A 14,634-nucleotide genomic window follows, 5' to 3' on the forward strand; every position below is an offset into this window, starting at 1 on the left:
CGGGCACGGCCGACAACGCCGCCGGAGCCGCAACGCCGCCACCGCCGCCGCCGCCAGTTCCGGTCCCGCCGCCGCCACCGCCAGTTCCGGTCCCGCCGCCGCCGCCAGTTCCGGTACCAGTGCCGCCACCGCCACCGCCGCCGGTTCCTGTTCCGCCCCCGCCCGTGCCCGTGCCGCCGCCCCCACCGGTTCCGCCGCCGCTGGAACCGGTGCCGGTTCCGCTGCCACCGCCACCGGTCCCACCGCCACCGGTCCCACCGCCACCGGTCCCACCGCCACCGGTCCCACCGCCACCGGTTCCGCCGCCACCGGTTCCGCCGCCGCTACCGGTACCGCCCGTGCCCACACCGCCGGTGCCGCCCCCGGTGCTCCCACCTCCGGAGCCGCCGGGTGTCGCTGTGGCCGTCCCGCCGCCCGCGCCGGTTCCTCCGGTCGACGTCCCGGTTCCACCCCCGCCGCCGGTTCCCGGGGTGCGGGTGGCGACGCCGCCGCCGGCCCCACCCCCGACGCCGGCCTTCGTCGGGCTCGCACCGATGCCCGGCCCGCCCGAGCAGTTGGAGACACCGACCGCTGGGACCGTGACGAGCAGGCGTCCCGTGGCCGCGCTCCACGGCGAGGCGATGACCGCGAGCGCGCGTGTTGGCAGGGTCATCGACTCGCCCGGCGCGATGGTGGAGATCCCGGAGCCCTGGCTGGTGTCGAACCAGCCGAAACCGTAGGCGTCGGTGGAGTGGTTTCTGATTTTCCAGAGCGGGCCCTGTGCGGTGCACGTGTACGTGAGCGCCAGCGGGTTGACCTCGAAATCCTCGATGCCGTTGATTTCCCGGTCGAAGGGAATCGTGAACGGCAGCAGGGAAAGGAACTGGTCGAGTGTGGCGTCACCGGTTCCGCCGCCGACCGGCCTCGCGGACGGGCTGGTGATCACGGCTCCCATGCTGGGGGCCGCAGTTGTGGCCAGCGGGCTTGCGCTGGCGCTGGGGGTGGCGCTGGGTGACCCGGTCGGGTCCAGGCCGATGGTTATTCCGTCCTGCGCGGGCCAGGTTGCCTCCGGAGTGGCGAAGATACTGCTCATGATGTCGGTGGTCGCGGTTGCCGTCGGCGTGGGCTCGGCCGAGGCGGGCAGAGCCGCCGCCGTGAGTGCCGCGCCGAGAACGCCGGCCGTCACGGCCCGCATTCTGTTGATGCGCATGAATCCCTCTCCCTGACTGTGGCGAGTCGCCAGGGCACTCGCCGACGGCGCCCGCCGAACCACCGGTTTTCCGGATGTGGTGGTTGTGCAGGGTGCGGATCAGCGCCTGCCGGACAGGCTCGACTGACGCAGAAAGCTACCCCGTTTGGTTAGAGATGGCCTAGTCAGGTCCGGTCCAGAAAAGACGTGCGAGTGTCCGTCCGCACTAATCGCGTACTGTCCGTCCGGCCTGCGGTCGCCACCGGTGGAGCGATCGACGCAGGTGGATGAATGATCACCAGGAAGATCTTTCCTGCTGGCTGGTCGGTGCTCGATCCGACGGCATCACAGGTGTCTTCGGGCTGATGACCTGTCCTTATGTCCGTAAATGCGGCGTTTCGGGGCGATCGGTGGCGGCTGCTCATCGTGCGTGAACGAGTCGCCGCTGTGACTGGTGTCGTCGCCGACCGGAGCCCCGGAGGGGGTAGGGCGAACGGGGAGCTCGAATGTGCCGCCGCTATTCTCGGCACCAACGGGTAGGCAAGTTCGGGTAGGAACCGAAGGTGTCCACCGGTACGGGGGGCAAGGCGGTACGGCGCGCTTCACGGCTCTTCCGACGGACCTGGAAGACCCCCTCGAACGGGGGTTTACAGGATGTCACTCACCGCATTGTTAACCGCTTCGGATCGACTTGTTTCGGCCCTGTCCTGGGGCGATGGCAAGGGCTGTTCTCAATGCTGGCCGTGGTCATACCCGACATCCGGTGCGCAGCCGGCTTCTCCCGCGGCCGGTGCAGACAGGAGGGCCGTGTCACGGTGAGGTAAATTCGCATGGCGGTCGGTCCGAGGTGGCAGGATTTTCGCAGATTCCGGTGCTCCATGGTGTCGGGTGCTCGGTGCCGTCGACAGCGCCCGGGAGGTGTGAAGATCTGGTCACCCCGGTGCCTCCGTGTCTCGGCGTGTCCAATCACGGGTCCTGGGGTGTAGGGAAATCCCGACCTTCGGGCCGCTGCTGCTGCCGACCAAAATCCTCGGATCTTCGAGTTCCGGCCGCGGGTTGCCGCTGCTTCCGGGCACGGGTCGCCAGGCCACTGCGCCGGCCTCCACGGATGCAGGGAGGAACAGGGCCGCCACACCTGGCCGATCAAGCCCCGACCCGCGGCTCGCGTCGGTTTCTCGGGTCAGGATGGCGCCAGCCGGGTTTTGGCGGGATCTGACCACTACCGGCTACTACCCGGCGACCATGGGGGGCGGGAGGGGTTGGAAGCCGGGAAGATCAAGGGATTTTGGTCGTTGTGACGACCAAAATCCCTTGATCTTGTCCGATGGCAACCGCGGACGCGGACGCAGACGCAGACGCGGTTGCGGTGGCGGCCGCGGCGCACGGCCAGATCAGTCGGACGGAGGCGGCGAACCTGTGTGCGCTGTCCTCCAGCCAGGCGTCCAGGCTCCTGCGGGAGATGGCTCGCGACGAGGGGCCACTGCTGGCCACCGGCGCAGGGCGCGCGACCGCGTACACCCGCCGCCCCTGGGCCCCTGGGCCCGAGCTCGCAGCGCGTCTGGGTCGGGGGCGGGTGCGCGATTAGATCGCGCATTAGAAAAATCGATCGCGCGCGCGAAAATGCGCGCAAGCGCCGGGCCGTGCGTGCGGACCGGCGGCTGGTGGCAGCCGCCGGTGTGGCCGGGGCGGGGGTCGCTTCGGGGATCGTCAGTCGGTGGTGAGCGGCGGGGCCGTCCAGTCGATCAGGTGCTCGGTCGCGGTCAGCCGGGCGGCGAGCAGGACCGCACCGGTGGCCGGGGAGATGCGCGGCCAGACGAAGCGTGCGCCGGGGCTCTCGGCCGTCACGTGGCCGGTGAACGAGTCGAGGAAGGCGGGGCCGGAGCGGAAGGCACCGCCGACCATCGAGACGGGGAAGTCGCCGGTCAGGCCCGTGCGGCGGATGACGGTCAGGGTCTGCTCGGCGAGCAGGCGGCCGGAGTCGGCGAGGATCCGGCGGGCGACGTCGTCGCCGGCGGCGGCTGCCGCGGCGACCTCGGTGGCGAACGCGGCAATCCCCGACTTGTCGAGGGTGCCGTAGATCAGATCGTCGATGTCCTCGATCAGGCTGAGGCCGTAGAAGGCGAGCAGGCGGGGGACGACGGCCGACCAGGGGGCCCGCCCGTCGCGGTACGTCACCGCCGCGCGCAGCCCTTCCAGGCCGATCCAGTAGCCCGAGCCCTCGTCGCCGAGCAGGTGGCCCCAGCCGCCGCAGCGCCAGGTCCGGCCGTCGGCGGCCACCCCGAGGGTGTTGCTGCCGGTGCCGCTGATGACCGCGACCCCCGGTTCGCCGAGCGTGCCGGCGGCCCAGGCCGCGACGGTGTCGTTGAGCACCAGCGTGTTCTCGGCCGGCGCGAGAACGGGCAGCTTGGCCAGCAGGCCGGCCTGGTTCTCCTCGGAGTCCGCGCTGGCGATCGCGAGCACCGCGCCGGCGAGGTCGCCGACGCCTGCCCCCGCCGCGTCGAGCGCCCCGAGGATCGCGTCCGTGATCGAGGCGGCGGCGGCCTCGATCCCGTTGACGTCGGGGTTGCTCGGCCCGGCGGTGAAGGTGCTCAGGGCCAGGCGCTCGACGTCGAGCACGGCTGCGGTGGTCTTGGTGCCGCCGCCGTCCACCCCCAGCAGGTGCGTGCCCGGCCGGGTGGGCCGTCGGGCCTCACCGCGGCTGGACGGACGCAGGGCCGGCGGCAGGATGATCAGTGGGCTCAGGTTCTCCCGCGGTGGGCTGTGCACCTGTGCTGTGCCTCGCAATCGGCGTCGTTCCCGGAGCCGTTCGGGTCCGGTCGATGATCTTTGTACTTCACGATCTACAAGCGTTCGCTTACGTGTGCTCGCTCTCCGGTACCCGTCCGTGGAGGCCGGACGGGGCCGGTGGCGTCGGCCCGGGCGTGGTCCGAGCGTCGCCTGAAGGTGGCTGGAACGGCCGCGTACGCCGGGCACCGGGCGAGTCGTCCGGCTGGGAGTTCGGGCGATGGAGCGGACGTCCTGGCGGCGGCGCCGGCCGCCCGGCCTGCGGTGACGTGGACGGGGCTGCCCGAGCGGCGGTGGCCGGGCGGCTTGCGCGTGGCCAGGGCCGTGTGCTTCATCCTGCCCCGGTGGGACCTCTGTATCCCTGTGCGTCCGGCCACTCCAGGTCTCGTTCCGGCTTCGCTGGGAGACGGTAGTGGGGTGACCGATGACGACGACGACTGGGCACCGCCACCCGTGCCGGACGGAGACGGCGACCCGGTGGCCGCCGTGGACGAGGCGTTCACCGAGGCCGAGCTGGCGCTGGTCGCCTTCGAGTGGCTGCCGGACGACGATGAGCTCGACGCTGCGGCGACGATCCTGCACCACACCGACCAGGCTCGTCGGCGGCCGGACATGCCCCTGCGCAGAGTGCTGCACCAGGCGCTTGGCGAGACCTACCCGCAGCTGACCGCCTGGCGGCCGCGGCCGCACTACCTGTACGCGGTGGTCAAGACGCTGCACCAGCTCGCGTCGGACCGGGCGGCCCAGGAGGACTCCGCGGCCCTGCTTGTCGGCTGGGACAGGCTGATCGTGCTGCTTCGTCAGGTGATCGAGTCGGCGGACGACGCGGGTGGCGCGGGCGGTGCGGGTGGTTCGGGTGGTTCGGGTGGTGCGCCGTCGGGTTTCGAGGGGCCGGGCGCGCGTTCATAGTCGACGTGACGACTCGGGTACGGCGGGGATCTTCAGCCGCTTCCGCGACGGAAAAGGGAAACCAGGTGGTGTTGGGAGCACTCCTCACCGAGTATCTGTCTCGTGTCCATTCCACGGCAGGGGTCCACGTCCAAAGGCGATCGTGTGAGGGGTGAACGTTCCGGGGGCGGCGCCGGCGACCTCCCCTTCGTCGTCGCCCTCGACGACTCGGACACGCCCTACGACGTCGTCGACGCCCTCGCGCTGGCGCCGTTCACCAACGGGGACCAGCCCTGGGCCCGCAGCGTGCGCATCGACCGGCTGCGGCCGGGGGCGAGCCTGCTGCCGATCGGTGCCGAGATCGTGCGCACGGTGGTGGAGGATTCGCGTGACTCCCGCCTGGCGACCGGTGACGGCTGGACGGTCCGTGCGGTGCGCTGGCGCGGCGGCAGCGCCGAGGTCCTGGTGACGGCGGTCAGCGAGGAGCTGGCCCGGACGGTGCTGGACGGCGTGGTCCGTCAGGCGGCGGCCGAACCCGGCACCGAAGGCACCGTGACCATGGGGTTCTGGTATCTCTCCGCCCAGCGCGGCCCGACCCGGATCATCCGCCGCGCCGCGACGACGGACTGGCCGTCGATCCGGCGGAACTACCCGGCATCCTCGCTGGAAGCCCTCGACCGCCTGATGACGATGCGCCCCGAATCGCTGGTGGGCCGTCTGATCCTGCTGCACGGGCCGGCAGGCACCGGCAAGACGACGATTCTGCGTGCGCTGGCGCACGAGTGGCGGCGCTGGTGCCAGGTCGACTGCGTCCTCGACCCGGAGGCCCTCTTCGGCGACCCCGGCTATCTGATGGAGGTCGCGATCGGGTCGGATGACAGCGACGACGACGAGGCCGCCAGCGGGGCGAGCATGGCGTTGGAGGCCCCGGCGGGCAAATCCGAGGATGGCACCGGGAGTGCCATGGCCGAGCTCGCCGACGCCGCCGATCCCGATGTCGGGAAGTCCGATCCCGACGCCGGGGAGCACGACGAGCACGACGAGCACGAGGAGCACGACGAGGACGACGAGGACGACGAGGACGACGAGGACGACCGGGCCGATGGCGGGGACGACGGCGGGGCCGAGGCCGCGGCGGAGGCGGAGCGGCCGCGGCGCCGCTGGCGGCTGCTCGTGATCGAGGACTGCGACGAACTGCTGCGCGGTGACGCCCGAAGCGTCTCCGGGCAGGCGCTGTCCCGGCTGCTGAACCTCACCGACGGTCTGGTCGGCCAGGGGCGGGAGGTTCTGGTCGCGCTCACGACCAACGAGCCGCTGGCACGGCTGCACCCGGCGATCGTCCGCCCGGGGCGCTGCCTGGCGCAGGTGGAGGTCGGTGCGCTCCCGCATGAGGAGGCCGTCGCCTGGCTGGGAAGCACGTCGGGCGTCCTGCCGTCGATGACCCTCGCCGAGCTGTTCGCCCTGCGGGACGGGCGGCTGCCCGCGGCCATACCGGACCGGGATGGTCATACCGGCCTTTATCTGTAGTACGTTCTCCGGCGGCGCGACCTCGGGTCGCGCCGCCTTTTCTTTATGCCCTGATGTTCCTCTTCCGGGGTATGGTCGTGGCTTTCGTGATTAGTCCGGAAGGCGAAGAAGTGGTGCCGGCTGCGGTTGGGGTGGCCGGTGGTGGCGCCGATGGGGGCGAGCCCGGCCAATTTTCGGTGATCGCTATCGCGCAATTCTCTGGCTGAATTCACCGTCGAGCGAATCGGGTAACACGCCTGGTGTCGTCCCTGTGGGACGGAACAGGTGCCGATCGACTACTATTCCAATCGCGGGAAGGGCATTTGGGGATGCTCTGTTCTCGCTGAATCATCGATCGATAAAAATGTGGGGGGTTGGTTCCGGGGTCCGACCGAGAACCGCAGGGGGAATCACTGACAGTGCCGCATAGTGTGACGCCGCATGCTGCGGCGCCGCAGCATGCGGACGGGGCCGTGGGCCCCCGTGTACGCATGCCCTGGCGCAGCGGCGGAGCGCCGTATTGCGGAGGCGTCGCGAAGCAGGCCGGGCGGGCCGCGCGTGCGGCGAACACCTGAGAGCAGCAAGTCCACAGTTTGTCATGCCCATCTCCGGCGGACGTCAGCCGCCGATCAGGAAGAAACCAACCGCGGACCGGGGCGGCGCAGTGAGCCCTGCCGCATCACCGTCTCGGACGTCATCGTCCGCCGTCGCTCGATACCGCCTGGTCATTCAGCGCCCGGGCGGCCCCAAGGAGCTTGAGAAGATGCGAATCTTTGTAGTTGGATCCGGCGTGGTGGGCACGGCCACCGGCAAAGGTCTGCTCGAGGCCGGCAACCAGGTGACCTTCGTCGACGTCGCGCCGGAGCGTGTTTCCCTTCTGCAGGGGCTCGGCCTGGACGCACGGGCCGAGCTCGATCTCCGGGCAGAGCGGGATTCCTTCATCTTCCTCACGCTGCCGACGCCCAACGTCGGCAGCCGTTACGACCTGTCGGCGTTCGTCGCAGGCACCCGCGGGGTCGGGCAGGCGCTGCGCGTGAGCGGTGGCCGTCATACCGTCGTCGTACGCAGCACCGTCGATCCGGGCACTACGGATGGCCTGGTCGGCCCGTTGCTGGAGCAGGAATCCGGCCTTCGCCAGGGCGACGGATTCCTGCTCGCCAGCAATCCCGAGTTCCTGCGTGCCGCCTCTGCGGCCGAGGACTTCCGCTGGCCGTGGATGACCGTGATCGGATCCCGGAACCGGCGCGTCCAGGAGCGGCTCGCGGAGCTCTTCGCCCCCTTCGGCGGGAGTCTGCGCATCTTCGACGACCCGATGACCGCCGAGTTCGTGAAGTGCGCGCACAACCTCTTCAACGCGACCAAGATCTCGTTCTGGAACGAGATGTACACCGTCGCCGATCGGCTGCGGCTCGACCTCGGCGCGATCGCGGACACGGTCTCGCGGTCGGCCGAGGCGTCCTTCAACCCCGCCTATGGCACCCGGGGCGGGGCACCCTACGGCGGTGTGTGCCTGCCGAAGGACACCATGGCCTTCCTCGGGTTCGCGGCGGGGGTCGGAGTGGACATGCCGATCCTGCGGTCGGTCATCGAGACGAACTCCAGATTCGTCGACCGGACCGACCGGACCGACCAGGGCGACCTGGGTGACCGGGTCGACCGGGGCGACCTCGACGGGAGCGAGGGGACCGACGGCATCGACGTCGACGGCGTCGACTACTTCCGGGAGCCGCTGCCCGGGCGTTCCGGCGCCGCGGACCGCGGGCTGGGCTCGACCGGGCGTCGGACCGGGGCCGCGGTGCTGGCCGCCGAGGCGGGGGAGCGCGGCGTCCGCTGGTCCACCAACGAGATTCGGGCGGCCGACGAGATCCCGCGCCACGCCACGGACCCGTTCGGACTCGAGCCGACGGACGGTACGCAGCGATGAGGACCGTGCTGCCGTGGCTGCTTCTCGTGGCCTTTCTGCGACCACTGATGGAGATCTTCATCCTGGCCGCCGGTGAATGGTGGTTCCACACGACCTTCCGGCAGAACCGGGACCTCTTCTCCCGCTACATAATCCAGATCACCACCGTCGGCCGGGAACAGGACAGGGTCAACGAGATCATTCGGGAGATCCGGTCCTACCCGATGACGATGGACTACGAGATCTGGGTTACCAACGAGCCCGGCAACGGGGATGTCTACCCCGACGCCGACCGGGTCATCACCGTCCCGACCGACTTCAGCTGCGTGGCGCAGTACAAGGCCCGGGCGCTGGAGTTCAGCCGTATCGTCCGCCAGCATCTCGGCTACGACACGGCGGACACCAAGATTACATTCCTGGACGATGACACCTCACCGACCTGGGAATATCTGGAGACGGCCTATGCGGCCGACTACGACATCTGTCAGGGGGTGACGGCGCCGCGAATCGACTACGGCCGGGGGCCGTTCGCGCACTTCCTGCTGAGCCACATCGACGATCTGCGCTTCCACAACTGCATGACCTACTGCTCGTCGTTCCAGGGAATTCTGGGCCGCCCGCTGTTCGTCCACGGTGAGGGCCTGACCATCACCGGCCACACCGAGCGGACCGTCACCTGGGACTGGCGGATCTTCGCCTCCGAGGATCTCACGTTCGGTTGCAACGCCGCCGCCGCCGGGCTGCGGTGGGGCTTCTTCCACGAGTACATCCAGCTGACCTCCCCGTGGACGTGGAAGGCGTACTTCAAGCAGCGCCGCCGGTGGATGTGGGGGAACATCCACGCCATCGTGAACCGGGACGTCCTGCCGCTCGGCGCGGCGATCCGGATAGCGATCCGGTATTTCCTCAGCCTCTTCACGTTCCTCGCGTCGGGTACCGCGGTCGTGCTGATCCTCACCGACGTCATCGAGGTGGCCGGCTGGGCACACTCGCTGTTCTGGTGCTCGCTCGTGGTCTGGCTTGTGAACTTCGGGCTGAGTGGCTGGGTCAACGCCGGGCTGCGCCGGCCCGGCCAGAGCAGCGCGAGCTTCTGGACCAACCGGGTCCTGCAGACCCTCGCCGCGGTCGTGCTCGCCCCGGTCACCGCGACCTTCACCATCGTCGCCCTCATCACCACCCTCTACATGGGCAACCCGCGCAGCTTCGAGGTCATCGCCAAGACCGCGGCGACCAGCGACCAGCGCGAGCGCGACGGCCGTGACGGCGACGGCCGTGACAGCCGCGGTGACCAGACCACCGCGCCGACCATCCCGACGGCCCGGGGCGCCTCCACCACGGATGACACCCAGCGGGTGCCCTCCACGATCGGGGAGCGGCTCCGATGACCACGAGATCCCCGGCCCCGGCCGCCGGCTCGGCGAACGACCTGCTGACGGCGAACCACGCGCTGACGGCGGCCCTGCTGCGCCGTGAGCGGTCCCGCAGGCGGGGTGTCCACCTGCTCATGGTGGTGATGACGCTGCTGTGCGCCGTGACGCTCAGTGTCACCGTCGGGCGCCAGTACCGGGAGCTGCAGTCCACCAGCGAGTTCTTCCACCGGCATGCCTACGTGCCGTCCTACGACCCGCTCAGCAACGTGATCCTCGGCCTGCCGCCCGACACCATCGACGTCCGGGACAGCGCGCCGGCGCCGGACATCCGCGGCATCACGCTGCGCCGGACCGAGATCGCCCTCGTCGCGGGGGGTGAACTGGTCCGCAGTATCCCGCTGACGGGCCCGGTGACCGGCCTGCCGGATGTCGTCCGGGCGGTCGACGATCCATCCTGGATCGATCAGGACGGGCACGGGAAGGTCACGCTGCACGCGGCGCTGATCGTGTCACCGGGGGGGTCGCTGACCGTGACCGCGCCGGTCACGGATCTGGTGATGACCGTTCGTCGGGGGGTGCTGCTCGGCGTCGACGGCGGCCGGCTGACCCTCAACGGCGTCAACGTCCGGCCGGACACTGTCGGTGGGGACGTCAACCGCCACGCCGTCGACGAGCGGCGCCCGTTCATCGTCGCCACCCACCAGGCACATCTCGCGATCACCCGCAGCCACCTGAGCTACCTGGGCCGGGACTGGAACAGCTCCTACGGCGTCGCCTGGTCGGACGGCTCCACCGGGAGCATGACCCATTCCGAGGTGGACCACAGCTTCATCGGGACGTACACGGACCACGCCCGGGACGTGTTGATCGAGCAGAACTGGTTCCACGACAACACGCTCTACGGCGTCGACCCGCACAGCTATTCCACCAACATCTCCGTCCGGCACAACGTGAGTGAGCGCAACGGCCGGCACGGAATCATCTTCTCGGACTTCGTCACCGGCGGCGTCGTCGAAGGCAACATCACCCGGGACAACCGGCTCAACGGCATCATGATGGACGCCTCCAGCACCGGTAACCGGATCATCGGCAACACGTCCACCGGGAACCGGGGCGACGGCATCGTGCTCGCCTCCTCGCCGGACAACGTGCTCGCGAACAACATGGTCACCGGCAACCGGGTCGGCATCCACGCTCGGGGCGACCGTGCGAACGTCCAGGTCCGCGGGAACACGGTCGAGGGCAACCAGCTGGCCAGCCAGAGCGTCGAGCTGGCCGGAAACACCGTGCGGGACAACGGCGACCAGTGGCGGCCGCGGGTCCTGATCGGGATCTGGTCGGCGGTGCCGCTGGTCGTGGTGCTGCTGGCCGGCGTGACCGGGCTGGCGCGCCGGCGGCGGGACCGGATGAGCGGCCGCCCGGCGCTGGCGGTCGGGGCCTGACTTGGCCGCCGGTGGAGGCACACCGACCGTGCCCGGCCCACGGGCGTCCGACCAGCGATCCCTGGGCACGACGTTCGCCTATCCGGGCCTGCTCTACCCGCGGGTGACCGACGCGCGGCCGCCCACCCCGGCCGCGCCCGTCGGCACCGGGCCCGCTCCGGCCGTACCCGTCGCGGACACGCCGGACAGCCCCGACCGGGCCGGCGGTCCCGACCGGGCCGGCGGTCCCGACCGGGCCGGCGGGCTGGACACGACGGACGGGTCGCCTGGTCGGCTCAGAAAGTTCCGGCCGGATATCGAGGGCCTGCGCGCGGTCGCGGTGATTTTGGTCGTCCTCGGCCACTCCGGACTGGCCCTTCCCGGTGGCTTCGTCGGGGTCGACGTGTTCTTCGTGATCTCCGGCTTTCTCATCACCCGGCAGTTGATCACGGAAAGATCCGCCCGCGGACGAATCTCGCTGGCCGGGTTCTACGCCCGCCGGGCCCGGCGGATCGTGCCGGCCGCCACGGTCGTGATCGTGGCGACGATGCTCGGCGCCTGGCGGTGGGTGTCGCCGCTGCGCATCCACTCGACCGGTGTCGACGCGGCGCTGTCGGCCGTGTCTGCGATCAATATCCGGCTGGCCCAGGCCGGCACCGACTACCTCCGGGCGGAAGGCCCGCCCTCGCCGTTCCAGCATTTCTGGTCGCTGGCGGTCGAGGAGCAGTTCTACGCGGTGTGGCCGTTGCTGCTCGTCGTGACGGCCGCGCTGGTCGGCCCGGCCCGACGGCGGCGCACCGGCCCGGTCGCGGTGCTGCTGCTCGTGGTGGTGGCGGCGTCGCTGACCCTCAGCGCGCTCCTCACGCCGCGGTCGGCGCCCTGGGCCTACTTCGGCAGCCACACCCGGGCCTGGGAGCTGGCACTGGGCGCGCTGGTCGCGTTGGGAGCACCGCGGCTGGGCCGGCTGCGGCCAGCCCTGTCCGCACAGCTGACCTGGCTGGGGCTCGCCGGCATCCTGGTGGCCGCCTGCGTGTTCGGCGAGGACACGCTGTACCCCGGGCTGGTGGCAGTGCTGCCGGTCGCGGGGTCGGCACTGGTCATCGCCGGCGGGTGCGCCGCGCCGCGCCGCGGCGCCGAACTGCTGCTGCGCCGGCGGCCGTGCCAGCTGGTGGGACGGGTCAGCTACTCCTGGTACCTGTGGCACTGGCCGGTGCTGGTTCTCTGGCCGCTGGCCTCCGGGGAGCCGCTGCGCACGGGTGAGAAGCTCGCCGCAATCGCACTGTCGCTGGTGCTCGCGGTCCTCACGTACCACCTGGTCGAGAACCCGATCCGGCGCAGGCCGGTGCTGGCCCGGCGGCCGGCGCTGGGGCTGGGGCTCGGCCTGGTCTCGTCCGGTGCCGCGGTGGTGGTCGCGCTCCTCGTCGCTCAGGCCGCCGCGCTGCCCACGGGCGGCCCGACGGCGACCACCAGCCTGGCCGCGGCCGTCGGGGCGACGGTCGGCCCCGGCCCGCTCAGCCCGGACGGACCGGCCGCCTCAGGTGCCGACCCGGCTGCCTCAGGTGCCGACCCGGCCGGCACGGGTGCCGTCACGGTTCGGTCCGCGGCGCTCACCGGGCTGATCGAGCAGTCACTGGACCTCGGCGACCTGCCGGGGGGCCTGCGGCCGTCGCTGGAGCAGGCCCCGAACGACTACAAGTCGAACCGGTGCTACACCTCGATCACCAGCGGCACCCCGACGGACTGCGTCTACGGCGACCCGCAGGGCCGGCGGACGGTGGTGCTGTTCGGTGACTCCCACGCCAACCAGTGGTTCAACGCGATGGACGAGGTGAGCCGGCGGAACGGCTGGCGGCTCGTCCCGTACACGAAGGGCGGCTGCCCGCCGGCGGACTACCCGAACTTCGTCCTGGAGACCCTCAAGCGGGTCTACACCGAGTGCAACACCTGGCGTGCCGACGTGCTGGGCCGGATCAGGGCACTGTCGCCCGACCTGGTGGTCATCGGCTCGGAGGCGCGGACGGAGGCGATTCGGGTCGGGCCCGGGGGCATGACGAAGGTCGTGCGCGACCTGCGCTCGACCGGGGCCAAGGTCGTCCTCATCGAGGACACCCCCTACCCGGGCTTCGACGTGCCGGACTGCCTGGCCCGGAACCCGACGAACGTTCGCAGGTGCATTGTTCGGGTCGCCGGCGCGAAACTGACCGAACCGCAGCGCGCCATCGAGATCAGGGGTGCGGCGGCCGGCGGGGCGATGCTCGTCGACCCGGTTCCGTGGCTGTGCACGAAGGACGAGTGCCCGCCGATTATCGGTGACACCATCGTGTACTACGACAAGAGCCACATAACCGGGACGTATTCGACGGCGTTGGCGTCCTATCTCGGTCCGGCCCTTGTGCGGCTGGCCGGCTGACCTGACCGGTCCGCAGGTGTTTCACCGGCGATACTGAGCCTTTTCCATCTCACGGAGCACGGTCAGCGATGCCGCGGATCCGAGTCGACGATGGAAAAGGCTCAGCCGGGCGCGGCCTGCACCGCCCCGGGCCGCTGTCAGGAGCAACATGTGGTCCTGCGCCCGCGGGGAACGGGTGACGCCCAGCGGCAGAAGAGACAAAACGCGGGTCGGGGGAGAACGCGGTGAGTGCAGGGTCGCGACGGAGTGTGCTGCTGGCGGCGCTGCTCGGTGCCGGTGCCGGTGCCTTGGCGGGCTGTACGTCCGGTCCGCGGCACGGTGATCCCGAACGTGCTCCCGAGGTGCCGCTGCTGGCTCCGGCGACCACGCCCGTCGCCCCGCGTCTGCAGAGCTTCTTCGGGCCCGAGCTGGTCATCCGCCGGCACGGCTCCTACGGCCTGGAGCGGGTGGCCGTGCGGCCGGCCGGCGCGGGCTGCGGGTGGAGGTCCATCCGGGTCGGCTACCCGGCCGGGTCGGCCAGTCAGCTGTCGGTCGAGCGCGACGGTGCGCCCTCCGGCGGCGCGCAGGCCTATCTCCTTTTTCGGGACGGCCCCCGCGACGACGTCCACCTCAGCTACCGGATCCGTTTTCAGGAAGGTTTCCAGTTTGCCCGGGGTGGCAAGCTGCCAGGTCTTTTCGGTGGTGACCACGTGGCTGGTGGGCACACTCCGGACGGCACCAACGGATTCTCCACGAGATACATGTGGCGTGCCGGCGGAAAAGGGCAGGTGTATGCCTACCTGCCGACGTCGACGGATTACGGGACGACTCTGGGCCTGGGTACCTGGGAATTCGTCCCGGGGCGCTGGGCGGTGGTGCAGCAGCAGGTTCGGCTCAACACCCCGGGCCTGGCCGACGGTTCGGTGGTCGTCTGGGTGGACGGCCACGAGGTCTTCCGCCAGGACGGAGTGCTCTTCCGTACCACGCCGGCGCTGCGGATCGAGGGGGTCTTCTTCTCCACCTTCTTCGGCGGCGACGACCTGAGCTGGGCCAGCCCAATCAATCAGTACGCGGACTTCGCGACCTTCGTGGTCTCGGACCGCTTCATCGAGGCGGCTCCCGCCGGCCTGTGCTGAGACGATTCTGGTCGTTGGGGAGCCTGCCGCGAGATCCCGGGCCTCGGCTTTTGGCTGCTGCCGAGCAAG

Annotated in this window: 10 protein-coding genes; 8 read left to right on the forward strand and 2 right to left on the reverse strand. The window is 70.5% G+C overall.

What is annotated here, in order from left to right; all coding sequences use genetic code 11:
* Positions 1-1,189 (reverse strand): hypothetical protein (locus tag AWX74_RS40215; protein WP_091282863.1); only part of this gene is annotated, 1,189 nt, incomplete at its 3' end.
* A gap of 1,303 nt (positions 1,190-2,492) precedes the next feature.
* On the opposite strand from AWX74_RS40215, the gene AWX74_RS27305 reads away from it, so the two are divergent.
* The gene (locus AWX74_RS27305; protein WP_091282865.1) at positions 2,493-2,753 is read left to right on the forward strand and encodes a hypothetical protein; all 261 of its coding nucleotides are present in this window, start codon (positions 2,493-2,495) and stop codon (positions 2,751-2,753) included.
* Positions 2,754-2,875: 122 nt separating this feature from the next.
* On the opposite strand, the gene AWX74_RS27310 is transcribed toward AWX74_RS27305, so the two are convergent.
* A complete protein-coding gene (locus AWX74_RS27310; RefSeq protein WP_226931121.1) occupies positions 2,876-3,952 on the reverse strand; it encodes a BadF/BadG/BcrA/BcrD ATPase family protein in 1,077 nt (358 codons plus the stop codon).
* Positions 3,953-4,369: 417 nt separating this feature from the next.
* Here AWX74_RS27310 and AWX74_RS27315 point away from each other — a divergent pair, with 417 nt between their 5' ends.
* From AWX74_RS27315 to AWX74_RS27345, 7 genes are all read left to right on the forward strand, one after another.
* Positions 4,370-4,861, forward strand: coding sequence for a hypothetical protein (locus tag AWX74_RS27315; RefSeq protein WP_091282870.1), 492 nt, complete (start codon positions 4,370-4,372; stop codon positions 4,859-4,861).
* Between the two features lie 144 nt (positions 4,862-5,005).
* Positions 5,006-6,367, forward strand: a complete 1,362-nt coding sequence (locus AWX74_RS27320) for a DUF5925 domain-containing protein (RefSeq protein WP_091282872.1) — start codon at positions 5,006-5,008, stop codon at positions 6,365-6,367.
* A gap of 742 nt (positions 6,368-7,109) precedes the next feature.
* A complete protein-coding gene (locus AWX74_RS27325) occupies positions 7,110-8,270 on the forward strand; it encodes a Rossmann-fold NAD(P)-binding domain-containing protein (RefSeq protein ID WP_091282874.1) in 1,161 nt (386 codons plus the stop codon).
* Positions 8,267-9,634 (forward strand): glycosyltransferase family 2 protein, encoded by a 1,368-nt coding sequence (locus AWX74_RS27330; RefSeq protein ID WP_091282876.1) that lies wholly within the window; start codon positions 8,267-8,269, stop codon positions 9,632-9,634. The genes AWX74_RS27325 and AWX74_RS27330 overlap by 4 nt, the downstream gene beginning before the upstream one ends.
* Entirely contained in the window at positions 9,631-11,061 is a 1,431-nt protein-coding gene (locus tag AWX74_RS42645; RefSeq protein WP_091282878.1) for a right-handed parallel beta-helix repeat-containing protein, read from the forward strand. The genes AWX74_RS27330 and AWX74_RS42645 overlap by 4 nt, the downstream gene beginning before the upstream one ends.
* 28 nt (positions 11,062-11,089) lie before the next feature.
* Positions 11,090-13,450 carry an acyltransferase family protein gene (locus tag AWX74_RS27340; RefSeq protein ID WP_242666443.1) on the forward strand — a complete coding sequence of 787 codons (2,361 nt, stop codon included), beginning with the start codon at positions 11,090-11,092 and terminating at the stop codon, positions 13,448-13,450.
* Between the two features lie 224 nt (positions 13,451-13,674).
* Positions 13,675-14,565 carry a polysaccharide lyase gene (locus AWX74_RS27345; RefSeq protein ID WP_091282881.1) on the forward strand — a complete coding sequence of 297 codons (891 nt, stop codon included), beginning with the start codon at positions 13,675-13,677 and terminating at the stop codon, positions 14,563-14,565.
* Positions 14,566-14,634: the final 69 nt, after the last annotated feature.

The sequence above is a fragment of the Parafrankia irregularis genome (genome assembly GCF_001536285.1).
Classification (GTDB): domain Bacteria; phylum Actinomycetota; class Actinomycetes; order Frankiales; family Frankiaceae; genus Parafrankia; species Parafrankia irregularis.

Excerpts from the sequence above, each read along its gene's own strand:
- AWX74_RS27305 (WP_091282865.1), top strand. The coding sequence starts at position 2,493 with ATGGCAACCGCGGACGCGGACGCAGACGCAGACGCGGTTGCGGTGGCG.
- AWX74_RS27325 (WP_091282874.1), top strand. The coding sequence starts at position 7,110 with ATGCGAATCTTTGTAGTTGGATCCGGCGTGGTGGGCACGGCCACCGGC.
- AWX74_RS27330 (WP_091282876.1), top strand. The coding sequence starts at position 8,267 with ATGAGGACCGTGCTGCCGTGGCTGCTTCTCGTGGCCTTTCTGCGACCA.
- AWX74_RS42645 (WP_091282878.1), top strand. The coding sequence starts at position 9,631 with ATGACCACGAGATCCCCGGCCCCGGCCGCCGGCTCGGCGAACGACCTG.